The following is a 22,708-nucleotide window of genomic DNA, read 5'->3' as shown; positions in this document are numbered from 1 at the left end:
GCACCCGGCCAGCACCGGCCGGGCCACCAGCATGCGCCCGGCCGCTGCTAGTCGGCCGGTCCGCCCTGCTGGTCCTCGGCGTCGACGTCGGAGCCCTCCGTGACGGTGGCGTCCTCGCCCGCGGAGTCCCCTCGTGCGGTCGCCCGGTCCAGCGTCTCCTGGGCGGAGTCCAGCTTGGCCTGGCAGTGGGCGGCCAGCTCCTCGCCCCGCTCCCACAGGAGCATCGACTCCTCCAGCGGCACCTGGCCGGACTCGATCCGGGAGACGAGCGCGACCAGCTCGTCCCGGGCCTGCTCGTAGGTCAGCTGGTCCACGGGGGTGGGCTCGGACGAGGGGGTGTCGGTCGAAGTCACCGCTCCACCCTACGACCGCCGCGCTGCCGCACCCCTGCGACCGCCTCGCTGCGGCTCGGATCGTCTCCGACCGGTCGGCGTGGGCCGACGGGGACGGTCAGCCCGCGACCGGTCGCACGGCGAAGTCACCCCGGGCCACGGTGACGCGAAGCAGCTCGTCGGCCTCCACCTCCGCCCGGTCGCGCACGATGCCGCCGTCCGCGTGCCGGACCACGGCGTACCCCCGTTCCAGGGTGTGCTGGGGGGAGACGGCGCGCAGGTGCCGCAGCAGCTGGCCCGCGCGGTCGTGCTCGCGGGCGAGCCGGTCGGCCAGCCGTCCCCGCCCCCGGGCGCGCAGGTCCTCCACCTCGGCGCGGTGGCGGGCGACGATCGCGGCCCGGTCGGCCATGACCGGCCGGCTCATGACGGAGGTGATCCGTTCGCGCTCGCGGGTGATGCGGGTGGTCAGCGCCCGCCGGGACCGGGCGCGCACGGTGGTCAGGCCCCGCAGCTCGTCGGCCACGTCGGGCACCACGGCCGCCGCGGCGTGCGTGGGGGTCGAGGCGCGCAGGTCCGCGACGAAGTCCACGATCGGGGTGTCGCTCTCGTGGCCGATGGCGGAGACGACCGGGGTGCGGGCGGCCGCGACCGCACGCACGAGGGTCTCGTTGCTGAACGGCAGCAGGTCCTCGAACGACCCTCCGCCCCGGGCCACCACGATGACGTCGACCTGCGCCAGCTCGTCCAGCTCGCGCACGGCGGCACACACCTCGGTGACCGTCGTGGCTCCCTGCACGGCGACCTGGCGGATCTCGAACCGGGCGGCCGGCCACCGCCGCCGCACCCCGGCCAGCACGTCGCGCTCCGCGGCCGTGTTGCGGCCGACGACCAGCCCGATCGTGCGGGGCAGGAAGGGGAGGGGGCGCTTGCGACCCGGCTCGAACAGGCCCTCGCTGCGCAGCAGCTGCTTGAGGTGCTCCAACCGGGCCAGCAGCTCACCGACCCCGACGTGCCGCATCTGCCGGGCGTCCATGGTCAGCGTGCCCCGCTTGGTCCAGAACGAGGGCTTGAGGTGCACCACGACCCGGGCGCCCTCCTGCGGAGGCGCGGGCATGGCCGCGAGCGCACCCACCGAGATCGACACCGACAACGACATGTCCACATCCGTGTCCCGCAGCGTGAAGTAGGCCCGCGACATCCCCGGCCGGTGGTTCAGCTGGACGATCTGCCCCTCGACCCACAACGGCGACATCCGGTCCACGTAGTCGCTGATCTTCATCGACAGGGTGCGCACCGGCCAGGGCTGCTCGGCGGTGGTGTCCCTGGCGGTGGGGGGCAGCGACGTCGGTGGGGTCACGCCCATAGCCTAGGTCGGTGCACCCCCGCCCCTTGCTCGTCCTCGTCCACGGGTCCCGGTTCTCCCGGCACCAGTGGGACGGGTATGCCGCGCAGCTCCCCTCCGCGGACGTGGTCGCCGTCGACCTCCCCGGGCACGGGCAGCGGGCGGGTGCGCCGTTCACGGTCGAGGCCGCCCTCGACGTCGTCGACGCGGCCGTCCGCACGGCGGCCGACGGTCGCCCGGTGGTGCTGGCGGGGCACAGCCTGGGCGGCTACCTCGCCTCCCTGTACGCGGCCGAGCACCCCGGCACCCTGTCGGGCCTGGTGCTCCTGGGCGCCACCGGCGACCCCGCCGGCCGGCTGACCGGGGTGTACACGGGCTTCGCCAAGCTGCTGCCGCGGGTCGGGTACGACCGGATGGCCCGGCTCGCGAACGCGGTGATCCGCGCACTGGGGGCGCGACCGGAGGACCTGCCCGACGCCGCGGCATACCCCGTGCTCGCCGACGCCTGGGACGCGGTCGTGCGACGGTGCGGACCGCACCTGCTGACCAGGGTGGACTGCCCGGTGACGATCGCCAACGGGCGGTGGGACCAGATGCGGATCCACGCCGGGCGGTTCGCCCGCGCGGCGCCGCGCGCCCGGGTCGTGGTGGTCGAGGGCGCCAGCCACCTCTTCCCCCTGACGCACCGGGCGGCGACGGTGGAGGTGCTGCGCGAGGCCCTCCGCGAGGCCGCTCCCAGGTCGTGACCAGAGCGCGCACGTAGGATGGTCCGGTGACTGCCACACCTTCGACCCGCCCGACCGACGTGACCGTCCCCGAGTCCGCCGGAGAGCAGCGACGCGTCCTGCTGGCCGCCCCGCGCGGCTACTGCGCCGGCGTGGACCGGGCCGTGGTCACGGTGGAGAAGGCCCTCGAGCTCTACGGCCCGCCCGTGTACGTGCGCAAGGAGATCGTGCACAACAAGCACGTCGTGCGCACCCTGGAGAAGCGGGGCGCGATCTTCGTCGAGGAGACCGACGAGGTGCCCGAGGGCGCCCGGGTGATCTTCTCCGCCCACGGAGTCAGCCCGGCCGTGCACGCCGAGGCGCGTGCGTTGTCGTTGCGGACCATCGACGCGACCTGCCCCCTGGTCACCAAGGTGCACCGCGAGGCCATCCGGTTCGCCGGCGAGGACTACACGATCCTCCTCGTCGGGCACACCGGCCACGAGGAGGTGGAAGGCACGGCGGGGGAGGCCCCGGAGAACACCATCGTCGTGGAGAACCCCGAGCACGCCGCCGTGGTGGAGGTGCCGAACCCGGAAAAGCTCGCCTGGCTCTCGCAAACCACCCTGTCGGTCGACGAGACCATGCAGACCGTGGCCATCCTGCGGGAGCGCTTCCCGCACCTGCAGGACCCCCCGAGCGACGACATCTGCTACGCCACGCAGAACCGCCAGGTCGCGGTGAAGCAGATGGCCGCCGAGTGCGACCTCATGATCGTCGTCGGCTCTCAGAACAGCTCCAACTCCAAGCGGCTCGTCGAGGTGGCCCTGGAGCACGGGTCGCGCGACGGCCACCTGGTCGACTACGCCGACGAGATCGACGAGGCCTGGCTCGACGGCGTCTCGACCGTGGGGGTGACCAGCGGCGCGAGCGTCCCGGAGGTGCTCGTGCGCGACGTGCTCGACTGGCTCGCCGAACGCGGGTACGCCGACGTCAGCGCGGTCACCGCCGCCGAGGAGTCGCTGCTGTTCGCCCTGCCGACCGAGCTGCGCCGGGACCTGAAGGCGGCCGGCCAGGAGGCGGCCAAGGTCAAGCACGACCCGAGCAGCATCCCCAGCGGCCGGGGGACCGAGCTGCACTGACGCCGCTGGGCCCTGGACCGCTCCGACCGCAGGACAGGCCCAGGCAGGACCAAGGCCCGACCTCCATGTGGAGGTCGGGCCTTCGTCGTGCGTCCCGCAGTGGGTCGGCCTGGGCTCAGTCGCTGACGAACTGACCGAGCCAGCTCAGGTCGTCCGCGGTGTCGATCCGGTAGACCCCGCTCGTGCCGGCGCAGGTGCTGTTGACGCCGAAGGACGTCACCGCCACGACCGTGTTCGTCCCCTCGATGAAGGTCGGTCCGCCGGAGTCGCCGAAGCACGTTCCTCCGGTGTTGGCGTTGTTGGTCAGCACCACATAGGCGTCGTTGGTCTTGCCACCGCCGAACTGGCGGTAGCCGATGAGCTCCCCGCCGGCCTGCAGCCTGGTCCAGTCGTCCTGGTCACCGCGTCCGATGCCCTGGCTCGGCGGAGCCGCCCACTGCAGGCCGTAGCCGACGGTGGTGTAGGAGTCACGGTCCTTCTTGCGTGTCTCGTGCTGCTCGTCCCAGTAGCCGAGGGTGGGCAGGGCTCCGTACTTGTCGAAGGAGACGCCGTCGGCGAGGGTGATGCCGTCGACGATCCCGACGTCGTGCAGATAGAACGCGGCGTCGGTGTAGTTGTCGCGCGTGAGTGCGTCGTAGCTCCAGACGTCGGCGTCCGACGGGTCGTCCTGGTCGATCGCCTCGGCGAAGACCGCGATTTGCCCGGAGGCACGCTCGTCCTGGAGGTCCTCGTCGAACCAGATCGCGACCGCGTCGGCCCCCGAGGTGCAGTGGCCGGCGGTGAGGAAGGTGTCGGCGTCCATCTGGGTGCCGGTGCACCGCCAGCCGGCGAACAGCTCGTCGTCCGTCTGGATCTCGTCCTCGTTCACGTCGTCCCAGACGTAGGCCACCATGAGCCCGACATAAGGGTGGTCGTCGCCGTCGGGCTCGCCGTACTTAATCGCGGCGGCGGGGGCGGCGGTGGCGGCGACAGCGGCCAGGCCGGCGGCCCCGGCGATGAGTGTGCGCATACGCATCGTTGCGTCGTTCCTTTCGTGGGCCCCCGAGTGCTGAAGACCTCAGGTTAACCCTCGCGTCAAGCGCTGTCCCGGTGGCGGACGGGGCCCGACGCCTCCTCCGGGAACGATCCGCTGGCTCCTGACAGATCCTTCTCGTCGACGGGTCGCGCGGGGGTGAGCTCGTCCAGCTCGGCGGCCAGCAGCTCGGGGCTGGTCAGCGGCCGGGGAGCCGCGGTCACCGGCTCGAGGGCGGGCGGCGCCTCCTCGGCGAGGTCGAGCTCGTGCATCCGCCGGGCCGTGACCATGACCCGCGTCTCCAGGGTGCCGACCAGCTGGTTGTAGGTCTCCACCGAGCGCCGCAGGGCCGACCCCATCGCCGCCGTGTGCCGGCCGAGGGTCGACAACCGTCGGTGCAGGTCCGCACCCAGCCGCAGCAGCTCGCGGGCGTGCGTGGTCAGCGCATCCTGCTGCCAGGCCAGAGCGGTGGCCCGCAGCATCGCCAGCAGGGTGCCGGGGGAGGCCAGGACGACACGCTGGCCCTGTGCGTGGTCGTAGAGGTCCGGCGCGGCGCGCAGGGCGGCGGCCAGCACCGCGTCGCTGGGGACGAAGCAGATGACGAGCTCGGGGGAGGAGTCGAACGCGCTCCAGTAGTCCTTGGCCGCCAGCTGGTCGACGTGCCGCCGCAGCGCGCGGGCGTGCTCGGCCAGCTGCCGGTCGGCCTCGTCGGGGGCGACCCCGTCCCCCTGGGCCCGGAGGAACGCCCCCAGCGGGGCCTTGCTGTCGACGACGAGGTTCTTGCCGCCCGGGAGGTGCACGACGACGTCGGGGCGGACCCGCACGTCGTGGCGGGTCGTGGCCGACACCTGCTCGTCGAAGTCGCACCGGGCCAGCATCCCGGCGTGCTCCAGCACGCGGCGCAGCTGGACCTCGCCCCACGTGCCCCTGACGGCGGAGGAGGACAACGCCCCGGAGAGCGCACTCGTCTGCTCGTGCAGCGCCCGGGTCTGGTGGGCCACCTGCGCCAGGTGCTCCCCGACCTGCCCGTAGTGCTCGACCCGGTCGCGCTCCAGCGTCCGGACCTGCGCCTCGACCCGGTCCAGCGAGGCCCGCAGCGGCCCGAGCTCGGCGGCCGCCTCACGGTCCTGCTCGACCGCTCTGGTCAGGGTGCCGACGCGGTCGCGCAAGCCGTCGCGCTCGGCCTCGAGGCGAGCCCGGTCGGGTGCACCGGCCGCCAGCCCCAGGGCGCGTCCCAGGACCAGCCCCGCACCGAGCGCGCCCAGGACGACGAGGAGCACGTGCCACCACTGCAGTTCCATGCCGAGCACTGTGCCAGCAGGCTCGGACAGACCTGGCGCTGTCCTCCTCGGTCCACTCCGCCCCGGCCGTGACCGGATCGTGACCCCGGAGCCGTTGACAGTGTCGATCAGTGGTGGCTAGCGTGCCGACGAAACCTGAATCACCTTTCAGGTTCGTCCGTGCACGAAGGAGTGTTCCCGGTGATCCGCACCCGACTGTTCGCCCTCATGTCCACCGCAGCGGTCCTGACCGTGGCCGGCTGCGCCCCGTCGGACTCCGGGTCCTCCGGGTCCGGCGACGAGCCGGAGGGGGGTGCCACCACCGAGGAGGCCGCGGCCGACGAGTCGGGGGGAGACCCCGTGCAGGTGGGCATCATCTACTCCGAGACCGGTCCCCTGGCCGCCTACGGCAAGCAGTACAAGGAAGGCCTGGAGGCAGGCCTCGACTACGCCACGGACGGCACCGGAGAGGTCGACGGCCGACCGGTCGAGCTCGTGTACCGCGACGACGCGGGCAACCCGGACACCGCGGTCGCGGCCGCGAAGGACCTCATCGGCCAGGACTTCAAGATCCTGGGCGGCACCGTGGTCTCCGGCATCGCGCTCGCGATGGCCGAGCAGGCCGCACAGAACGAGGTCCTCTACATCTCCGGGCCGGCCGCCGCCGACGCGGTCACCGGCATCAACGAGTTCACCTTCCGCTCCGGCCGTCAGTCCCTGCAGGACGTGGCCACCGCCGGGGCCATGCTCGAGGACGAGGGCGGCAAGGTCGTCGTGCTCGCCCAGGACAACGCCTTCGGCCAGGGCAACCTGGCCGCCGTCGAGGCCGTCCTCGGCGGGGAGGGGGCCGAGGTCGACAGCGTGCTCGTGCCCGAGGACGCCACCGAGTTCACCGGCTTCGCCCGTCAGGTCATCGACGCCGACCCCGACCTCATCTTCGTCGCGTGGGCCGGGGCGACCGCCGGCAACATGTGGCAGTCCCTCGACCAGCAGGACGTCTTCGACGCCGCCCCGGTCGTCACCGGCCTGGCCGACAGCGCCACCTTCTCCGCCTACGGCCCGATCGGGGAGCGCATCAGCTTCCTGTCGCACTACTTCCCCGAGGCCGCCGACAACGAGGTCAACCAGGCCCTCGTCGACCACGTCAACGAGGCCGGTGGCACCCCCGACCTGTTCACCCCGGACGGGTTCGTCGCGGGCCAGATGATCGTGCAGGCCGTCGCCGAGGGCGGCGACGACGTGAACGCCATGATCGACGCGCTCGAGGGCTGGGAGTTCGAGGGTCCGAAGGGGACCACCTCGATCCGCGAGAGCGACCACGCGCTCATCCAGCCGATGTTCACCGCGACCCTCGTGCAGGACGGCGACGGGTGGGTGCCCGAGCTGGGCGAGACCGTGCCCGCCGACCAGGTCGCGCCGCCGGAGGCGTCCGGCCGGTGACCGACCACGCCTCGGGCCTCGACGCGGGGGCGGCCGGTTCCGCCGCCCCCGCGCTCGAGGTGCGCGACCTGTCGCTGCGGATCGGCGGTGCCCAGATCCTCCAGGACGTCAGCTTCGCCGTCCCCGCCGGCCAGATCGTCGGGGTGATCGGGCCCAACGGGGCCGGCAAGACCACGCTGTTCAACCTCGTCTCCGGGGTGATGGCACCGACCACCGGCAGGATCCTGCTCGACGGCGTCGACATCACCGGTCGCAGCGTCACCCAGCGGGCCACCGCCGGACTCGGGCGGACCTTCCAGACCTCCTCGCTCTTCCCCCGCCTGCCGGTGGAGGAGAACGTCCGCCTCGCCGCCCAGGTCAAGGAGGGCCGGGCCCTGTCCCTGGCCGCCTTCCCCCGACGGGGGGACACGGCCTCACGCCGTGCCCTCGAGCTGCTGGAGGAGGTCGGCCTCGGCCACCGGCTGGGACGGATGGCCGGGGACCTGCCCCACGGCGACAAGCGCAAGCTGGAGATCGCCATGCTGCTGGCCACCGACCCCTCGGTCGTCCTGCTGGACGAGCCGATGGCCGGCGTGGCCTCCGGCGACGTCGACGGCCTCACCGAGGTCATCCGCAGCCTGCACCGCGACCACGGCCGCACCGTGCTCATGGTCGAGCACCACATGGAGGTGCTCCTCGGCCTGGTCGAGCGGGTGGCGGTCCTCCACTTCGGCAACCTGCTCACCATCGACACCCCGGAGGCCGTGATGGCAGACCCCACGGTGCAGAGCGCCTACCTGGGGGAGACGGTATGACGTCGCGCACCTTCTCCTCCTCCGCGGCGGAGGCGTCGTCCCCGGCCGACGGGTCGACCGCCCCCGCCCCCGTCCTCGTCGTGCGCGACCTGGCCGCCCACGTGGCCGGCCAGCAGGTGGTCGAGCACGTCGACCTCGAGGTGGCGGCGACGGGCGTCACCGCCCTCCTCGGCCGCAACGGCGTGGGCAAGACCTCGACCATCAAGGCCGTCATGGGGCTGATCGGCCGGTCCGGCACGATCGAGCTCGACGGCGAGGACATCAGCACCCTGCCGACCTTCAAGGTGGCCTCCCGCGGCGTGGCCTACGTGCCCGAGGACCGCGAGGTCTTCTCCGGGCTCACCGTCGCCGAGAACCTCCGGCTCGCCGAGCGTCGTGGCGGACCCCACCGCTACGACCTCGTCTACGAGCTCTTCCCCGAGCTGCGGGAGCGCGGCAACCAGGCCGCCGGCACCCTTTCGGGCGGCCAGCAGCAGATGGTCTCCCTCGCCAGGGCGCTGCTCAACGAGAACCGGGTGCTGCTCATCGACGAGCCCACCAAGGGCCTGGCCCCCCGTCTGGTGACCGACGTCGCGCACGCCCTGGCCCGGGCCGCCGAGGTCGCTCCCGTGCTCCTGGTCGAGCAGAACCTGCACGTGGTGCGTGACCTCGCCCACCACGTCGTCGTCCTCACCGACGGCCGCAGCGTCCATCACGGCGACGCCGCCGCCTTCCTGGACGACCCCGTCGCCACGCAGCGCCTCCTGGGCGTGCACGGCGGCCCGGCGGCCGGAGCAGCATGAGCACCGTCGTCCTCCTGCTCGTCACCGGCGTCGGGCTCGGCGCGATCTACTTCCTCGTCAGCTCGGGCCTGTCCCTGATCTACGGCCTCATGGGCGTGCTCAACTTCGCCCACGGCGTCTTCCTCACCTTCGGGGCCTTCATGGGCTGGGAGGTCGCCGCCCGGATGGGCGCCACCTCCTGGCCGGGCTTCGTCCTCTCCCTGCTGGTCGGGGCCCTGGCCGGCGCCGTCTTCGCCGCCCTCACCGAGCGGTTCCTGGTCCAGCGGCTCTACGAGCGGCACATCGAGCAGGTCCTCATCACCGTCGGTCTGGCCCTGGCGGTCGTGGCCCTCTTCGACGGGATCTGGGGCACCGACCCCCGGTTCATCAGCGGCCCGGCCTGGATGGCCCGGACCACGACCATCGCCGGCGCGAACGTGCCCAACGACCGCTTCGTCGCCATCGCCGTCGCCGCCGTCGTGCTCGTCGCGCTCGTGCTGTTCCTGCAGCGGACCCGCTACGGGATGATCATCCGGGCGGGGGTGGAGAACCGGTCGATGGTCACCGCCCTGGGCATCGACGTGCGGACGGCCTTCACGCTGATCTTCACCATCGGCGGCGCCGTCGCCGGGATGGGCGGAGTGCTGGCCTCGCACTACTTCGGCTACGTGTCCCCGGTGCTGGGCCAGACCCTGCTCATCTTCGCCTTCATCGTCACCGTGATCGGCGGACTCGGCTCCCTCACCGGGGCGGCGATCGCCTCCGTGCTCGTGGCGGTGCTCCAGCAGTTCGCCAACTACTACTGGGGCTACGGCGACTTCGCGGTCGTGGTGCTGCTCGCGGTGGTCGTGCTGACCCGCCCCTCCGGACTCCTCGGGAAGAAGGTGGCGGCATGACCGGCCCGACCCCCTCGACCCGGCACCGCCCCGCGCTGACCCGGCTGCTCCTGCCCCTCGGCCTGGTCGTGCTGCTGGCCTGCCTGCCCCTGCTGGACATCTCCGTCCCCGGCGTCCTGCCCGGCGCCACCTACACGCCCGGCACCCTGCACCTGCTCGCGCTGGCATGGGTGATGGCCGCGGTGGCCCTGTCCTACCACCTGCTGTTCGGGGTGGCCGGGCTGCTCTCCTTCGGCCACGCCCTCTACTTCGGGCTCGGCGCCTACGGCCTGGGCATCGTCATGCGCGAGCTCGAGCTGGGCCTGGTGCCCGCCGCCCTGGTCACCCTGCTGGTGGCCGCGGTCATGTCCGCCGTCCTGGGAGCGGTCAGCCTCCGGGTGACGGGGATCCCCTTCGCCATGGTGACGCTGGCCTTCGCCCAGGCCGGGTACGTCTGGGTCCGCCGTGACCCCGAGCGGGTCACCGGCGGCGAGGAGGGCCTGCGGCTGCCGACCGAGCACGTCCCCGACGCCCTCGTCGGGGTCGCCGACACGCGCAACCTCTACTGGCTGGCGCTCGCGGTCCTCGTCCTCGCGTACCTGCTGACCGCCTGGGTCCAGAACAGCCGGGCGGGCCACGTGGCCGAGGCGGTCCGGGAGAACGAGCTGCGGGTGCGGGTCCTCGGCATGAGGCCCTTCATGGTCAAGTTCGCAATCTTCGTGTCCGCCTCGGTGATCGCCTCGATGGTGGGCATGGTCCACCTGCTGCTCAACTCCGGCGCCGTGCCGACCGTCCTCAGCGCCGAGTTCACGATCTCGCTGCTGCTCATGGTGGTCCTGGGCGGCGTCGGGTCCCGGTGGGGGGCCGTCGCCGGGGCGATCCTCTACGTCCTGCTCAACCAGCGCCTCACGGTGCTGTCCCAGGCCGGGTGGGTCGACGACCTGCCCGTCGTGCTGAGGATCCCGCTCTCGGAGCCGCTGTTCATCCTCGGCACCCTGTTCGTCCTCGTCGTGCTCTTCCTCCCCGGCGGTCTCGCCGGTACCGTGGCCCGGATCGCCGCCCCGCGCAGGGAGCGTGCGCGGCGGGACGACGCCCCGCCGCAGCCCCGGCCGGACGACCGGACCGAGGACGCGGGGGCCGACGATCCCGAACGTCTGGGGGTGAGGTGACCATGGGGCCGACGCCGGACCGGGACGGGATGCACACGCTGGGCCGCTGGCCGGCCGACCGGGCCCGCATCGACCCCCGCCACGTCGCCCTCGTCGACCGGGGAGTCCCCCTGGACTACGCCGGGCTGCACCACCGCGTGGAGAGCATGGTGGACCGGCTCCGCACCGCGGGGCTGGGCAGGGGAGACCGGGTCGCCACCCTCGTCGGCAACAGCGCCGGCCACGTCGTGCTGCTCTTCGCCTGCGCCCGGCTCGGGGCCGCGCTCGCGCCGCTGTCCTGGCGCTCCACCGCCCCCGAGCTCGCCTCCCAGCTGGACACCGTCGACCCCGTGCTGCTCGTCGCCGAGGACGAGACCGCCGACCTGGCCCGCGCCGCAGGCGACGGGGCCCGCACCCCCGTGCCCACGGCATACCTGGGCAGCCTGGACGGGGAGGGCCACGTGCCCCAGGTGCGCCCCGGACCAGGGCCGGACGGGCCGGTCGAGGACGAGGACCCGCTCCTGGTCGTCCTCACCAGCGGCAGCGGGAGCGCGCCCCGGGCGGCCGTGCTGTCGCACCGGGCCTGCTTCTGGACCAACCTGTCGCTGTCCCGCACCGTCGAGCTGACCGCCGGCGACGTCGTCCTGGCCGTCCTGCCGCAGTTCCACGTCGGCGCCTGGAACGTGCAGCCCCTGCTGGCCTGGTGGACCGGCGCCACCGTCGTGCTCGAGCGCTCCTTCGACGCGGGCCGGGTCCTGGCCCTCGTCGCGGAGCACCGGGTCACCACGATGATGGGGGTGCCGACGCACTACCTGCTCATGGCCGAGCACCGCAGCTTCGCCACCGCCGACCTGAGCAGCCTGCGCAGCGCCGTGGTGGGGGGCGCCCCGATGCCGGCCCCGCTGCTGCGGACCTACCACGAGCGGGGCGTCGCGCTGACCCAGGGCTACGGCCTCACCGAGGCCGGCCCCAACGTCCTGTGCCTGCCGCCGCACGAGGCGGCGGACCGTGCCGGCTGGGCCGGGGTGCCCTACCCCCACGTCGACGTCGACCTCGTCGACCTGGCCACCGGCGCCCGGCTCCGCGGGGCCGGGACGGGCGAGCTGGTCGTGCGGGGCCCGGGGCTGTTCAGCGGCTATCTCGGCGACCCGGAGGCCTCGGCCCGTGCCCTGCGGGACGGCTGGCTGGCCACCGGCGACGTGGCCGAGCGCGACGACGACGGCTACCTGCGCATCGTGGACCGGCTCAAGAACATCTACATCTCCGGCGGCGAGAACGTCGCCCCCGCCGAGGTCGAGGGCGCGCTGCGACGGCACCCGGCCGTGCACGAGGCCGCGGTCACCGGGGTCGCCGACGACCGGTGGGGGGAGGTCGGGGTGGCCGTCGTGCAGCCGCGCCCGGGCGTGCCCACCGACGAGACCGAGCTGCTGGCGCACTGCCGGCGCGAGCTGGCCGCCTTCAAGGTACCCGTGCGGATCCACCTCGTGCGCGAGGTGCCCCTCGTGGCGGTCGGCAAGGTCGACCGGCAGGAGGTCCGGCGGCTCGTGGCACGGCTCGGGGCCGAGGCCGGCGCCGGGGCCGGCACCGACCGAGGGCCTGGACGTCCGGCCGCCGGCGGACCGGCGGGGGCGACCCCGTGAGCGCCGGCGGGGCGACCGCCCCACGGACCGCACGGGGTGCGCGCACCCGCGCGCGGCTGCTGCAGGCCGCCGAGGACGTCTTCGCCGACGTCGGCTACCCGGACGCCTCCATCGTGCGGATCACCGAGAAGGCCGGTGTCGGGCTGGGCACCTTCTACGTCCACTTCCCCGGCAAGAAGGAGATCTTCGACGAGGTCGTCCACGACCTCAACCGGCGCGTGCGCGCGGCGATGACCGCCGCCGCCGACGCCGCGCCCGACCGGCTCGCGGCCGAACGGGCCGGGTTCAGCGCCTTCTTCCGCTTCACCGCCGAGCACCCCGCCCTCTACCGGATCGTGCGGCAGGCCGAGTTCGTCTCGCCCGAGGCGATGAAGGAGCACTACGGCACGATCCTCTCCGGCTACGAGCAGGCGCTGACCCGGGCCCGGGACGAGGGACAGCTGGGTCGGGTCGACCCGACCGTGGCCGCGTGGGTCCTCATGGGCGCCGGGGAGCTGATCGGTATGCGGTGGGTGCTCTGGGAGGGGGAGGCCGCCACCCGGGCGGCCCACCCCGACGGGGTGCCGCCCCACGTCTTCGAGGCGCTCATGGACATCGTGGCCCTCATCGTCGCCCCCACCACCGAGGACCGGACCCCCAGGAGGACCGAGGAATGAGCACGCCCACCCTGCCGACGTCGGTGACCAGCGTCACCGGGCCCCGTCACCGGACCGAGCGGGTGCCGGTGGACGGGGGCGAGCTCCTCTGCGGCGTGTGGGAGCCGACGGAGGCGCCCGCCGACGGGTCGGCCGTGCCCACCGTGGTGCTCGTGCACGGCATCACCTCCTCCCACCTGGCCTGGGCGGCCACGGCCGACCTGCTCCCGTCCGTGCGCGTGGTCGCGCCGGACCTGCGGGGCCGGGGCCGGTCGCGGGACCTGCCCGGCCCCTACGGGATGGCCCGGCACGCCGACGACGTGGCGGCCGCGGTCCGGCAGCTGGGCACCGGCGGCCCGGCGGTGGTCGTCGGACACTCCATGGGCGGCTTCGTCGGCGTCGTGCTCGCCCACCGGCACCCGGACATGGTCGCCTCGCTCGTGCTCGTCGACGGGGGGCTGCCGCTCACGCCGCCGGCCGGGGTCACCCCGGACCAGCTCGCCGACGCCACCCTGGGACCGGCGGCCGCCCGGCTCGAGCAGACCTTCGCCAGCCCCGAGGCCTACCGGGCCACCTGGCGCGCCCATCCGGCGTTCGCCCGGGAGTGGTCGGACCTGGTCGAGGCCTACGCGGACTACGACCTGGTCGGGGACGAGCCGCAGCTGCGCGCCGCCACCCGTGTGGAGGCCCTCCACGGGGACATCCGCGAGCTGGTCGACGGCGGCGACGTCCTGCAGGCCCTGGAGCACCTGCCCTCGCCCACCCCGTGGCTGCTGGCGCCGCGGGGGCTCATGGACGAGGTGCCGCCGCTCTACCCGGACGAGGTGCGGGAGAGGTGGGTGGCGGCATACCCCGCCCTGGAGGTGGTGGAGGTCCCGGACGTCAACCACTACTCGATCGTGCTGTCCCGGGCCGGGGCCGCCTGCGTGGCCGACCGGGTCGAGGAGGCGGTGGCGGGGACGCGCGGTGACGGGAGCCGCTCCGTCGGCGGCTAGACTGCTGACCCCGTGGCACTCACCATCGGAATCGTCGGCCTGCCCAACGTCGGCAAGTCGACCCTCTTCAACGCGCTGACCAAGAACTCCGTGCTCGCGGCGAACTACCCGTTCGCCACCATCGAGCCCAACGTGGGGGTGGTGCCGCTCAAGGACGACCGGCTGGCGCGGCTCGCGCAGATCCACGGCAGCGCCCGGATCCTGCCGGCCACGGTCAGCTTCGTGGACATCGCCGGGATCGTCCGCGGCGCCAGCGAGGGGGAGGGGCTGGGCAACAAGTTCCTGGCCAACATCCGGGAGGCGGACGCGATCTGCCAGGTGGTGCGGGCCTTCCGGGACGACGACGTCGTGCACGTCGACGGCAGGATCTCCCCGCGCGACGACATCGAGACGATCAACACCGAGCTGGTCCTGGCCGACCTGCAGACCCTGGAGAACGCGGTCCCGCGGCTTGAGAAGGAGGTCAAGGGCAAGCGCACGGACAAGGAGGTCCTCGACACCGCGCTGGCGGCCCGCACGGTGCTGGAGCGGGGGGACACCCTCTTCGCCGCCGGCCCGCCGGCCGGGGTCGACATGGAGCTGGCCCGCCAGCTGGGGCTGCTGACGACCAAGCCGTTCCTCTACGTCTTCAACCTCGACGAGGACGGCCTCACCGACGAGGCGCTGCACGAGGAGCTGGCCGCCCTCGTCGCCCCGGCCGAGGCGATCTACCTCAACGCCAAGCTCGAGGCCGACCTGGCCGAGCTCGACGACGAGGAGGCGCGCGAGCTGCTGGAGTCCGTCGGCGTGGACGAGCCCGGCCTCGACCAGCTCGCCCGGGTGGGCTTCGCCAATCTGGGCCTGCAGACCTACCTGACCGCCGGACCCAAGGAGACGCGGGCCTGGACGATCCGCAAGGGCTGGACCGCGCCCCAGGCCGCCGGCGTCATCCACACCGACTTCGAGCGGGGCTTCATCAAGGCCGAGGTCGTCTCCTTCGAGGACCTCGACGCGGCCGGCTCGATGGCCAGGGCCAAGGAGTCCGGCCGGGTGCGGATCGAGGGCAAGGACTACGTCATGGCCGACGGCGACGTCGTGGAGTTCCGCTTCAACGTGTAGGCGGCAGCTCCTCGTCCAGGCCCGGGTCGTCCCACGCCCAGGGCGGGTCGGACGGTCCGTGGTCCGCCCAGGGGGGCCAGGGGTCGTCGTAGGGCTCCGGGCCCTGCGCGTCCCGGACGAGCAGGTCTCCCACCCGTCGGGCCAGGGCCGTGGTGAGACCCTCCGCGCGGACCGCGTCCAGCACCTTCCTGCGCACGTCCGCACCTCCCCTCGGTTCGAGCACGAGCACCTCGGCGATCGCCAGCAGCTCCTCGGGCTGCAGGCCGGCCAGGCCCCGCCGCACGTAGACCGGGTGCTCCACGGGTCGCGGGGGCGGGGACGCCCGCATCGCTGCGTCCCAGTCGTAGTCGGGGTCCTGCTGGAGCAGCTCACGGAGCCGGGGGAGCGCGCGGTCCCGGGGCAGCCCCCGTTCCTCCACCGGGAGCATCCTGCGCGCCCGGTCCAGGACGGCGACGACCGAGCGTCCCAGCTCCTCCGACAGGCTCGTCAGGTCCGTCCCGCGGCGGCACCCGTCCAGCAGCGCCTCGTAGTCGGCATCGGTCCACGGCTGCCCGGTCCGGGCAGGCCCCGGGGAGGCGGTGCCCTCCGAGGACGGGACGAGGCGCAGGCTCATGACATCCTCCGGTGCGGGCGTGCCGCCCCGCGTCCCGGCAGCCGCCCCACCACCCGCGGGCCTGCTGGTGCGGTCTTCCCCTTCATTGACAGCGTCCTCCCTCGTCGCGTGCGCAGGCACCCACCGTGGCACGTCGGCGCCCGGCGGACGGTCCGTCGTCCACAGGCAGGACGGTCGACCCCCAGATCCGCGCGCCGTCCCGGGGCGGCTGCTCAAGGATGCGCGAGCTCGTCGTCGACGTGGACGGGGAGCGAGACCCGCAGCCCGGCCAGGGTCATCAGCACGCCCGACCCCATGAGCAGGACGAGCACGAGGGTCCAGCCTCCGGTGGCCTCGTGGATCAGGCCCACGGCCAGCGGTCCGGTCGCCGCGAGGGCGTATCCCACCGGCTGCACGAAGCCGGACAGTCGGGCGGTCACCTGGGGGCTGCGGGAGCGCGCGGTCAGCAGGGCGATCGCCGTCGGGAAGGCGAAGCCGGACAGCCCCAGGGAGACGGCCCAGAGCCAGGGCACGGTGCCCGGGGCCAGGAGCATCCCGGCCCAGCCGGAGATCTGCAGGACGCCGAAGGCCACCATCCACGGGGCCAGGGTGGCGGAGCGCGCGATCACCGTGGGCATCGTCAGGCCTCCGACGATGCCGAGGGCGGTCAGCAGCGACATCAGCAGCCCGGCGCTGGTGGCGCTCAGCCCCGCGTCGCGGTACATCTGCGGGAGCCAGCCGAACTGGACCTAGGCGTTCATCGACTGGATGCCGAAGAGCGCCGTCAGGGCGACGGCGGTGGGGGAGGAGGAGATCCGTCCCACCGAGGGACGGGGCGCGGTCCGGCCCAGGCGGAGGGTATGCCGTTCCCCCGCCGCGAGCAGCGCCCAGGGCACGAGGGCGGCGACGGCGAGCACGCCCCATACCCCCAGCCCGGCCCGCCACCCGGCGCCGGTGGTCCCGCCCACCGGGGCGGCCAGGGCCGCACCCAGGGCCCCGCCGAGCGTGAGCCCGGTGCTGTAGAAGGTCATCAGCCGGACGCCGCCGTCGCCGGAGTGGCGCTTGATCCACGCGGGGACGAGGACGTTGCCGACCGCCATCCCGCCGAGGGCGACCGTCGAGGCGAGCAGGAACACCCAGGCCGAGCCGGTGAACGCCCGGGCGCCGAGGCCGACCGCCACCGCGGCGACGCCTCCGGCCACGACCGCGCTCAGGCCGAACCGGCGGGCCAGGGTGACCGCGAGGGCCCCGACGGCGCCGAAGCACAGGCCCGGCAGCGCGGTGAGCACGCCGGCCGCGGCCTGACTCATGCCCAGGTCGTCGGTGAGCTCGGCCAGGACGGGCCCGACCGAGGAGGCCCCGGGCCGCAGGTTGACCGAGACGAGCACGACGGCGGCGAGGATGAGCCCGGCGCCGACGTGGCTCCTGGCGGGCCGGGGGCGGCCGCCCGGCAGCTGCGCGGTCACGGGGGACCGCCGGGCGAGGTTGCTAGCCTGGGGGTCGAGCCCGACCGGCTCCCGGACGAGGGTGGTCGTACCCGGAGTGCGACAAGACGACCACGTGGAGGGTTCATGTCCTGGTTCGTCCTTGTCGTCTCCGGCCTGTTCGAGGCGGTGTGGGCCACGGCCCTGGGCCGCATGGACGGCCTGCGGCCCGGGCCGGTCGTCGTGTTCGTCGTGGCCCTGGTCGTCTCGATGGGTGGTCTGGGCTGGGCCATGCGTGACCTGCCCACCGGCACGGCCTACGCCGTCTGGGTCGCGGTGGGCGCCAGCGCCACGGTGGCCTGGGCGATGGTCACCGGGGCCGAGCCGTTCACGCTCGCCCGGGTCCTGCTCATCGCCGGGATCATCGGGTGCGTGATCGGGCTGAAGCTGCTGCCGCAGGAGTAGCGGCCGCGGGGCCCGGGCCAGGGCCCGGGCCCTTCGACCTCAGCCGCGCAGCCCGTCGATGACGGCGTTGAGGGTGGCCGACGGGCGCATCGCCGCGAAGGCCTTGTCCTCGTCGGGGTGGTAGTAGCCGCCCAGGTCGACGGGTGAGCCCTGCACGTCGAGCAGCTCGGCGGCGATCTCCTGCTCCTTGGCGGACAGCTCCTCGGCCACGGGCGCGAACCGCTGGGCGAGCTCGGCGTCCTCGTCCTGGGCCGCCAGCGCCTGCGCCCAGTAGAGGGCGAGGTAGAAGTGGCTGCCGCGGTTGTCGATCTGCCCCAGCCGACGGGCGGGCGAGCGGTCCTCGGTCAGCACCTTCTCGGTGGCCGCGTCGAGGGCGTTCCCCAGCACGCGTGCCCGGGGGTTGTCGTCCCGGTCGGCCAGGTGCCGCAGCGACTCCGCGATCGCGAGGAACTCACCCAGGCTGTCCCACCGCAGGTAGTTCTCGCTCTGCAGCTGCTGGACGTGCTTGGGGGCCGAGCCCCCGGCGCCGGTCTCGAACAGGCCGCCGCCGTTCATGAGCGGGACCACCGAGAGCATCTTGGCGCTCGTGCCCACCTCGAGGATGGGGAAGAGGTCGGTGTTGTAGTCGCGCAGCACGTTGCCGGTGACCGAGATGGTGTTCTGGCCGGCGCGCAGCCGCTCGACGGACAGCTTGGTGGCCTCCACGGGGGACAGGATGCGGATGTCCAGCCCGTCGGTGTCGTGCTCCTGCAGGTACTCGGTGACCTTGGCGATGAGGTTGGCGTCGTGGGCGCGTGCCTCGTCCAGCCAGAAGACGGCCGGGTCGCCCGTGGCCCGCGCGCGGGAGACGGCGAGCTTGACCCAGTCGCGGATCGGCTCGTCCTGGGTCTGGCAGGCGCGCCAGATGTCGCCGGCGGCCACGGCGTGCTCCATCAGCACGGTGCCCGAGCCGTCGACGACCCGGACGGTGCCGGGGGCGGCGATCTCGAAGGTCTTGTCGTGCGAGCCGTACTCCTCGGCCTTCTTGGCCATCAGCCCGACGTTGGGGACCGATCCCATCGTCGTCGGGTCGAACGCGCCGTTGGCCTGGCAGTCCTCGATGACGGCCTGGTAGACGCCGGCGTAGGAGGAGTCGGGGATGACCGCGAGCGTGTCGTCCTCCTCGCCCGTGGGGCCCCACAGCTTGCCGCCGTTGCGGATCATCGCCGGCATCGAGGCGTCGATGATGACGTCGCTGGGCACGTGCAGGTTGGTGATGCCCTTGTCGCTGTTGACCATCGACAGGCGCGGGAGCCGCTCCAGCCGCTCCTGCACCGCGGCCCGCACCTCGGGGGCCTGCTCGCCCAGGGCGTCCAGCCCGGCCAGGATGCCGCCGAGCCCGTCCTTGGCGGACAGCCCGGCCGCGGCCAGCGCCTCCCCGTAGCGCTCGAAGACGTCGGTGAAGAAGGTCTCGACGGCGTGCCCGAAGATGATCGGGTCGGACACCTTCATCATGGTGGCCTTCAGGTGCAGCGAGAACAGGACGTCCTCGTCCGCGGCCGTGCGCACCTGCTCGGCCAGGAAGGTCCGCAGGGCCTGGACGTCCATGAACGTGGCGTCCACGACCTCCCCGGCGGTCACCGGCAGGGACTCCTTGAGGACCGTCTCGGTGCCGTCCTCGCCGACGTGCACGATCCGCAGCGTGTCCTCGGACTCCACCACGACCGACTTCTCGTTGGTGGCGAAGTCGTCCTCGCCCATGGTGGCCACCCGGGTCCGGGAGTCGCTGCTCCACTCACCCATCGAGTGCGGGCGGGAGCGGGCGTAGTTCTTGACGGCGTCGGGCGCCCGGCGGTCGGAGTTTCCCTCACGCAGCACCGGGTTGACGGCCGACCCCATGACCTTGGCGTAGCGGGCGCGCACCTCGCGCTCCTCGTCGGTCTGCGGCGACTCGGGGTAGTCGGGCAGGTCGTAGCCCTGCGACTGCAGCTCGGCCACCGCGGCCTTCAGCTGCGGCACGGAGGCCGAGATGTTCGGCAGCTTGATGATGTTGGCCTCCGGCGTGGTCGCCAGCTGGCCCAGCTCGGCGAGGGCGTCGGGCTGTCGCTGCTCCTCGGTGAGCCGGTCGGGGAACTGGGCCAGGATGCGGCCGGCGAGGGAGATGTCGCGCGTCTCGACCTCGATGCCCGCGGCGCCCGCGAAGGCCTCGAGGATCGGCTTGAGCGAGTAGGTCGCCAGCAGGGGGGCCTCGTCGGTGCGCGTGTAGATGATCGTGGACATCGGCTGAGGGCCTCCTACGGGCGGGAACACGGGTGCTGTCGTCGGTACGAGGCTACTCGACGCGCGAGGGCCGGCACGCTGCCGGCCGGGAGGTGCCCTCATGGGGACGGGAGGTGCTCGGTAGGGTGGAGGTGGTCGGCCCCGTCGTGGCGGTCGGCTTGACCGGGACCCGACGTCAGGGGACCCGGGTCCACGCACATGGAGGTGGTGGCGGTGTCGGAGCGAGGACGTCCGGTCGTGGTGGGTGCCGACGGGGGCGGCACGGACTCCGCGGCCGTGCGGTGGGCGGCCGGCCTGGCCCAGCGCCTGGGGCGTGAGCTCGTCGTCGTGCACGCCAGCGAGCCGGAGGCCCTGGCCGCGCGTGCGGCCGGGGCGGGGGCCCCGGACGTGACCGCGCTGCTCGAGGCCGAGGAGGAGCGGGCCGACCAGGTCCGTGAGGAGGCCGCCCGGCTCGGCGAGAGCGTGGGCGTCCCGGTCCGGCTCGACGTGCAGCGGGCCTCCCCCCTCCGGGCGCTGCTGGAGCACGAGGACGAGGCGTGCGCCATCGTCGTCGGCACCGGCCGCAAGGGGGTGCTGGAGGAGTTCGTCCTCGGCACCACCTCGATCGGGGTCGCGGCGCACGCCACCTGCCCCGTCGTCGTGATCAACCCCGAGGTCGACGTGGACGGCCTGGACCACGGGGTGATCGGGGTGGCCGTCGACGGCAGCGCCGACAGCCGTGCGGCGGCCCGCGTGGCGATGGACTACGCGGGCGGCACGGGGTCCAGGGTCGTGGCCATCACGACCTGGTACCTCGAGGTCGTCGACGGCTACGTCGTCACCGAGCCGGACAGTCCGGAGTGGCGCCGGGTCGAGGAGGACCGGATGGCGATGCTGGAGGACACCTTCGCCGGGCTGCGCCGTTCCCACGCGCACGTGCCGCTCGAGCTGTCCGTCCGCCGGGGCCCGGTCCTCAGCACGCTCCTGGAGGCCAGCGAGGGGCTGGACCTCATGGTGATGGGAAGCAGGGGCATGGGCAGCGTCCGCGGTCGGCTCCTCGGCTCGGTCAGCCAGCGGCTCATGCGGACCGCGCAGGTGCCGGTCATGGTCGTCACCCGGCCGCAGGACCGCCGCCAGGGCTGAGATCGCCACGGCTGAGGCGGGACCTCCCGGTCAGCCCCGTTCGGCCAGGGCGTCGGCGGCCCGCTCGGCCAGCGTCGTCCCCGCACCCTCGTACAGCTGGACCACCACGTCCGCGCCCAGCTCCTCGTACTCGGCCACCTCGGTGTCGTACTGCGCCACGACCGCGACGATGCCGGTGTAGTCGCTCGCGGTCAGCTCCCGCAGGGCGAGCTTGCCGGCCCCGTGGAAGGGCATCGCCAGCACGACGATGTCCACCTGGCCGGTGGACTCCAGCCGGGCCCAGAAGTCGCCGTCGGCGGCGTCGGCCTCCACGATGGTGAACCCGTCGGCCCGCAGGTCCGCCACCCGGGTGGGCAGGTTCTCCACCCCCAGCACCTCCAGGCCGTAGTGGCGGGTCAGTTCGGCGTAGGCGGCCCGACCGACCCGGCCCATCCCCATGACCACGGCCCGGGCGGACCCGAAGGAGATGGGACGCTCGTGCGGATGGACCTCGTGCGGCGGGTGCATCGGCATGAGGCGGCGGGCCAGCCGCAGCCAGCCGTCGGACCGCGCGTTGAGGACCGTGGCCACGACGAAGCTGGCGGCCACGGCGATCGACATGACGACGAGCCAGTCCTCCTCGAGCATCCCGGAGGAGACCGCCACCGCCGTGACGATGAGGCCGAACTCGGAGAAGTTGCCGAGGAGCAGCCCGGCCTTGACCGAGGTGCGTCGTCGCAGCCGGTGCCGGTCCAGCAGCCACACGTAGAGCAGCACCTGCGCGGGAAGCAGGAGCAGGAGCGTCAGACCGAGCAGCACGGTGTGGCCGCTCGCGGTCCCGCCGAACCCGATGGAGATGAAGAAGCCGACGAGCAGCAGGTCCTTGAGTCCGAACAGGCGGTGCGACAGCTCGCTGGCCGCGGTGTCCCCGGCCAGCAGCATGCCCACCACCAGCGCCCCCAGGTCGCCCTTGAGGCCGACGGCGTCGAAGGCGGCGTACCCCGGACCCAGCGCCATCGCGAGGCCGAAGAGCGCCTGCATCTCGCCGGGCGGGACCAGCCGCCAGACCCGCCGCGCGACCCAGCCCAGGGGCCAGAGGCCCAGCAGGAGTGGCACGGCCCAGAGGCTGGGCAGGTCCCCCTCGGAGGCGGTCATGAAGATGACCGCGGCCAGGTCCTGCATGACGAGGATGCCGATGGCCACCCGCCCGTAGAAGGACTGCAGCTCGGCCTTGTCCTCGAGCACCTTGACGACGAAGACGGTCGAGGAGAAGGACAGCGCGAACGCGATGAGCGCCATCGTCCCGACGTCGGCGTCCCCGAGGAGGGGGAAGCCGAGCAGCGCGAGCAGCCAGAGGAACCCGGTGCCGACGGCCACGGACAGGGCCATGTGGCCGCCAGTGGTCACCCATACCTCACGGCCCAGCAGGCTGCGCACGTCGAGCTTGAGACCGATGCCGAACAGCAGCAGGGTCACCCCGAGCTCGGCGATGAAGTCCAGGTAGGGCAGCTCGCGCACGCCCGCGCCCTCCAGCAGGAAGCCGGCCAGCAGGAAGCCGAGCAGGGCCGGGAGCTTGACCAGCGACATGACCAGGCCGGCGCCGAAGGTCGCGGCCAGGAAGAAGGCGATGTCGGTCACGGGCACCCCTTCCGGTCACGGCGCTGGCCGG

22 protein-coding genes and 1 riboswitch are annotated in these 22,708 nt (G+C 73.3%); of the genes, 13 read left to right on the top strand and 9 right to left on the bottom strand.

All coding sequences use genetic code 11. The features are described 5' to 3' along the window. Window positions 1-47: 47 nt before the first annotated feature. Both FJR00_RS06055 and xseA read right to left on the bottom strand, forming a co-directional pair. The gene (locus FJR00_RS06055) at window positions 48-353 is read right to left on the bottom strand and encodes an exodeoxyribonuclease VII small subunit (protein ID WP_141337891.1); all 306 of its coding nucleotides are present in this window, start codon (window positions 351-353) and stop codon (window positions 48-50) included. A 97-nt stretch (window positions 354-450) separates the two neighbouring features. Then, on the bottom strand, window positions 451-1,695 hold the full coding sequence (gene xseA, locus FJR00_RS06050; RefSeq protein ID WP_075959157.1) for an exodeoxyribonuclease VII large subunit: 1,245 nt from the start codon (window positions 1,693-1,695) through the stop codon (window positions 451-453). 11 nt (window positions 1,696-1,706) lie between these two features. Between xseA and FJR00_RS06045 the strand changes: the two genes are divergently transcribed. Together FJR00_RS06045 and FJR00_RS06040 are read left to right on the top strand one after the other, a co-directional pair. Beyond that, complete coding sequence (locus tag FJR00_RS06045; protein WP_141337890.1) at window positions 1,707-2,420, top strand: alpha/beta fold hydrolase; 714 nt, start codon at window positions 1,707-1,709, stop codon at window positions 2,418-2,420. Between the two features lie 59 nt (window positions 2,421-2,479). After that, the gene (locus FJR00_RS06040) at window positions 2,480-3,520 is read left to right on the top strand and encodes a 4-hydroxy-3-methylbut-2-enyl diphosphate reductase (RefSeq protein WP_141337917.1); all 1,041 of its coding nucleotides are present in this window, start codon (window positions 2,480-2,482) and stop codon (window positions 3,518-3,520) included. A 115-nt stretch (window positions 3,521-3,635) separates the two neighbouring features. Here the strand turns inward: FJR00_RS06040 and FJR00_RS06035 are convergent, their stop codons facing one another. Next, a complete protein-coding gene (locus FJR00_RS06035) occupies window positions 3,636-4,535 on the bottom strand; it encodes a trypsin-like serine protease (RefSeq protein ID WP_141337889.1) in 900 nt (299 codons plus the stop codon). Window positions 4,536-4,594: 59 nt separating this feature from the next. Continuing rightward, window positions 4,595-5,833, bottom strand: coding sequence for a DNA recombination protein RmuC (locus FJR00_RS06030; protein WP_141337888.1), 1,239 nt, complete (start codon window positions 5,831-5,833; stop codon window positions 4,595-4,597). Between the two features lie 207 nt (window positions 5,834-6,040). On the opposite strand from FJR00_RS06030, the gene FJR00_RS06025 reads away from it, so the two are divergent. The 9 genes from FJR00_RS06025 to ychF are packed head-to-tail and all read left to right on the top strand — an operon-like array spanning window position 6,041 to window position 15,198. Then, on the top strand, window positions 6,041-7,252 hold the full coding sequence (locus FJR00_RS06025) for a substrate-binding domain-containing protein (RefSeq protein ID WP_141337916.1): 1,212 nt from the start codon (window positions 6,041-6,043) through the stop codon (window positions 7,250-7,252). Continuing rightward, the gene (locus FJR00_RS06020; RefSeq protein ID WP_181409517.1) at window positions 7,249-8,046 is read left to right on the top strand and encodes an ABC transporter ATP-binding protein; all 798 of its coding nucleotides are present in this window, start codon (window positions 7,249-7,251) and stop codon (window positions 8,044-8,046) included. Before FJR00_RS06025 ends, FJR00_RS06020 begins: the two co-directional genes overlap by 4 nt. Continuing rightward, the gene (locus FJR00_RS06015; protein ID WP_141337887.1) at window positions 8,043-8,828 is read left to right on the top strand and encodes an ABC transporter ATP-binding protein; all 786 of its coding nucleotides are present in this window, start codon (window positions 8,043-8,045) and stop codon (window positions 8,826-8,828) included. Before FJR00_RS06020 ends, FJR00_RS06015 begins: the two co-directional genes overlap by 4 nt. Beyond that, complete coding sequence (locus FJR00_RS06010) at window positions 8,825-9,703, top strand: branched-chain amino acid ABC transporter permease (RefSeq protein ID WP_141337886.1); 879 nt, start codon at window positions 8,825-8,827, stop codon at window positions 9,701-9,703. Before FJR00_RS06015 ends, FJR00_RS06010 begins: the two co-directional genes overlap by 4 nt. Continuing rightward, the gene (locus FJR00_RS06005) at window positions 9,700-10,851 is read left to right on the top strand and encodes a branched-chain amino acid ABC transporter permease (protein WP_141337885.1); all 1,152 of its coding nucleotides are present in this window, start codon (window positions 9,700-9,702) and stop codon (window positions 10,849-10,851) included. The genes FJR00_RS06010 and FJR00_RS06005 overlap by 4 nt, the downstream gene beginning before the upstream one ends. Window positions 10,852-10,853: 2 nt before the next feature. Beyond that, window positions 10,854-12,470: a class I adenylate-forming enzyme family protein gene (locus FJR00_RS06000; RefSeq protein WP_141337884.1), complete on the top strand. Its 1,617-nt coding sequence runs from the start codon at window positions 10,854-10,856 to the stop codon at window positions 12,468-12,470. Further along, the gene (locus tag FJR00_RS05995; RefSeq protein WP_141337883.1) at window positions 12,467-13,126 is read left to right on the top strand and encodes a TetR/AcrR family transcriptional regulator; all 660 of its coding nucleotides are present in this window, start codon (window positions 12,467-12,469) and stop codon (window positions 13,124-13,126) included. Before FJR00_RS06000 ends, FJR00_RS05995 begins: the two co-directional genes overlap by 4 nt. After that, entirely contained in the window at window positions 13,123-14,100 is a 978-nt protein-coding gene (locus tag FJR00_RS05990) for an alpha/beta fold hydrolase (RefSeq protein WP_141337882.1), read from the top strand. Before FJR00_RS05995 ends, FJR00_RS05990 begins: the two co-directional genes overlap by 4 nt. A gap of 12 nt (window positions 14,101-14,112) precedes the next feature. Then, a complete protein-coding gene (ychF, locus tag FJR00_RS05985) occupies window positions 14,113-15,198 on the top strand; it encodes a redox-regulated ATPase YchF (protein WP_141337881.1) in 1,086 nt (361 codons plus the stop codon). On the opposite strand, the gene FJR00_RS05980 is transcribed toward ychF, so the two are convergent. The 3 genes from FJR00_RS05980 to FJR00_RS16265 form a co-directional block, all read right to left on the bottom strand. Next, entirely contained in the window at window positions 15,188-15,811 is a 624-nt protein-coding gene (locus FJR00_RS05980) for a hypothetical protein (RefSeq protein WP_141337880.1), read from the bottom strand. The two genes, ychF and FJR00_RS05980, sit on opposite strands and share 11 nt — an antisense overlap. Window positions 15,812-16,023: 212 nt before the next feature. After that, window positions 16,024-16,515 carry an MFS transporter gene (locus FJR00_RS16270; RefSeq protein WP_238330338.1) on the bottom strand — a complete coding sequence of 164 codons (492 nt, stop codon included), beginning with the start codon at window positions 16,513-16,515 and terminating at the stop codon, window positions 16,024-16,026. Between the two features lie 24 nt (window positions 16,516-16,539). Next, window positions 16,540-17,256 (bottom strand): MFS transporter, encoded by a 717-nt coding sequence (locus tag FJR00_RS16265; protein WP_238330337.1) that lies wholly within the window; start codon window positions 17,254-17,256, stop codon window positions 16,540-16,542. A 31-nt stretch (window positions 17,257-17,287) separates the two neighbouring features. Continuing rightward, a riboswitch (guanidine-III (ykkC-III) riboswitch) is annotated at window positions 17,288-17,352 on the top strand. A 9-nt stretch (window positions 17,353-17,361) separates the two neighbouring features. Between FJR00_RS16265 and FJR00_RS05970 the strand changes: the two genes are divergently transcribed. Then, a complete protein-coding gene (locus tag FJR00_RS05970; protein ID WP_141337879.1) occupies window positions 17,362-17,679 on the top strand; it encodes a DMT family transporter in 318 nt (105 codons plus the stop codon). Between the two features lie 39 nt (window positions 17,680-17,718). On the opposite strand, the gene FJR00_RS05965 is transcribed toward FJR00_RS05970, so the two are convergent. Then, window positions 17,719-19,938 (bottom strand): NADP-dependent isocitrate dehydrogenase, encoded by a 2,220-nt coding sequence (locus FJR00_RS05965; protein WP_141337878.1) that lies wholly within the window; start codon window positions 19,936-19,938, stop codon window positions 17,719-17,721. A 213-nt stretch (window positions 19,939-20,151) separates the two neighbouring features. On the opposite strand from FJR00_RS05965, the gene FJR00_RS05960 reads away from it, so the two are divergent. Continuing rightward, the gene (locus FJR00_RS05960) at window positions 20,152-21,060 is read left to right on the top strand and encodes a universal stress protein (protein WP_181409516.1); all 909 of its coding nucleotides are present in this window, start codon (window positions 20,152-20,154) and stop codon (window positions 21,058-21,060) included. 30 nt (window positions 21,061-21,090) lie between these two features. On the opposite strand, the gene FJR00_RS05955 is transcribed toward FJR00_RS05960, so the two are convergent. Beyond that, window positions 21,091-22,677, bottom strand: coding sequence for a cation:proton antiporter domain-containing protein (locus FJR00_RS05955; RefSeq protein ID WP_141337876.1), 1,587 nt, complete (start codon window positions 22,675-22,677; stop codon window positions 21,091-21,093). Between the last annotated feature and the right edge of the window lie 31 nt (window positions 22,678-22,708).

This window comes from Ornithinimicrobium kibberense, assembly GCF_006519705.1.
Classification (GTDB): domain Bacteria; phylum Actinomycetota; class Actinomycetes; order Actinomycetales; family Dermatophilaceae; genus Ornithinicoccus; species Ornithinicoccus kibberensis.
The sequence above is the reverse complement of the archived record's forward strand: the minus strand, read 5'-3'. Positions and strand labels throughout refer to the sequence as shown.

What these genes read in the sequence shown, in the direction of transcription:
- xseA (WP_075959157.1), bottom strand. Translation starts at nt 1,695, where the DNA reads ATGGGCGTGACCCCACCGACGTCGCTGCCCCCCACCGCCAGGGACACC.
- FJR00_RS06035 (WP_141337889.1), bottom strand. Translation starts at nt 4,535, where the DNA reads ATGCGTATGCGCACACTCATCGCCGGGGCCGCCGGCCTGGCCGCTGTC.
- FJR00_RS06030 (WP_141337888.1), bottom strand. Translation starts at nt 5,833, where the DNA reads ATGGAACTGCAGTGGTGGCACGTGCTCCTCGTCGTCCTGGGCGCGCTC.
- FJR00_RS06025 (WP_141337916.1), top strand. Translation starts at nt 6,041, where the DNA reads ATGTCCACCGCAGCGGTCCTGACCGTGGCCGGCTGCGCCCCGTCGGAC.
- FJR00_RS06015 (WP_141337887.1), top strand. Translation starts at nt 8,043, where the DNA reads ATGACGTCGCGCACCTTCTCCTCCTCCGCGGCGGAGGCGTCGTCCCCG.
- FJR00_RS06010 (WP_141337886.1), top strand. Translation starts at nt 8,825, where the DNA reads ATGAGCACCGTCGTCCTCCTGCTCGTCACCGGCGTCGGGCTCGGCGCG.
- FJR00_RS06005 (WP_141337885.1), top strand. Translation starts at nt 9,700, where the DNA reads ATGACCGGCCCGACCCCCTCGACCCGGCACCGCCCCGCGCTGACCCGG.
- FJR00_RS06000 (WP_141337884.1), top strand. Translation starts at nt 10,854, where the DNA reads ATGGGGCCGACGCCGGACCGGGACGGGATGCACACGCTGGGCCGCTGG.
- FJR00_RS05990 (WP_141337882.1), top strand. Translation starts at nt 13,123, where the DNA reads ATGAGCACGCCCACCCTGCCGACGTCGGTGACCAGCGTCACCGGGCCC.
- FJR00_RS05980 (WP_141337880.1), bottom strand. Translation starts at nt 15,811, where the DNA reads ATGAGCCTGCGCCTCGTCCCGTCCTCGGAGGGCACCGCCTCCCCGGGG.
- FJR00_RS16270 (WP_238330338.1), bottom strand. Translation starts at nt 16,515, where the DNA reads ATGTACCGCGACGCGGGGCTGAGCGCCACCAGCGCCGGGCTGCTGATG.
- FJR00_RS05970 (WP_141337879.1), top strand. Translation starts at nt 17,362, where the DNA reads ATGTCCTGGTTCGTCCTTGTCGTCTCCGGCCTGTTCGAGGCGGTGTGG.
- FJR00_RS05965 (WP_141337878.1), bottom strand. Translation starts at nt 19,938, where the DNA reads ATGTCCACGATCATCTACACGCGCACCGACGAGGCCCCCCTGCTGGCG.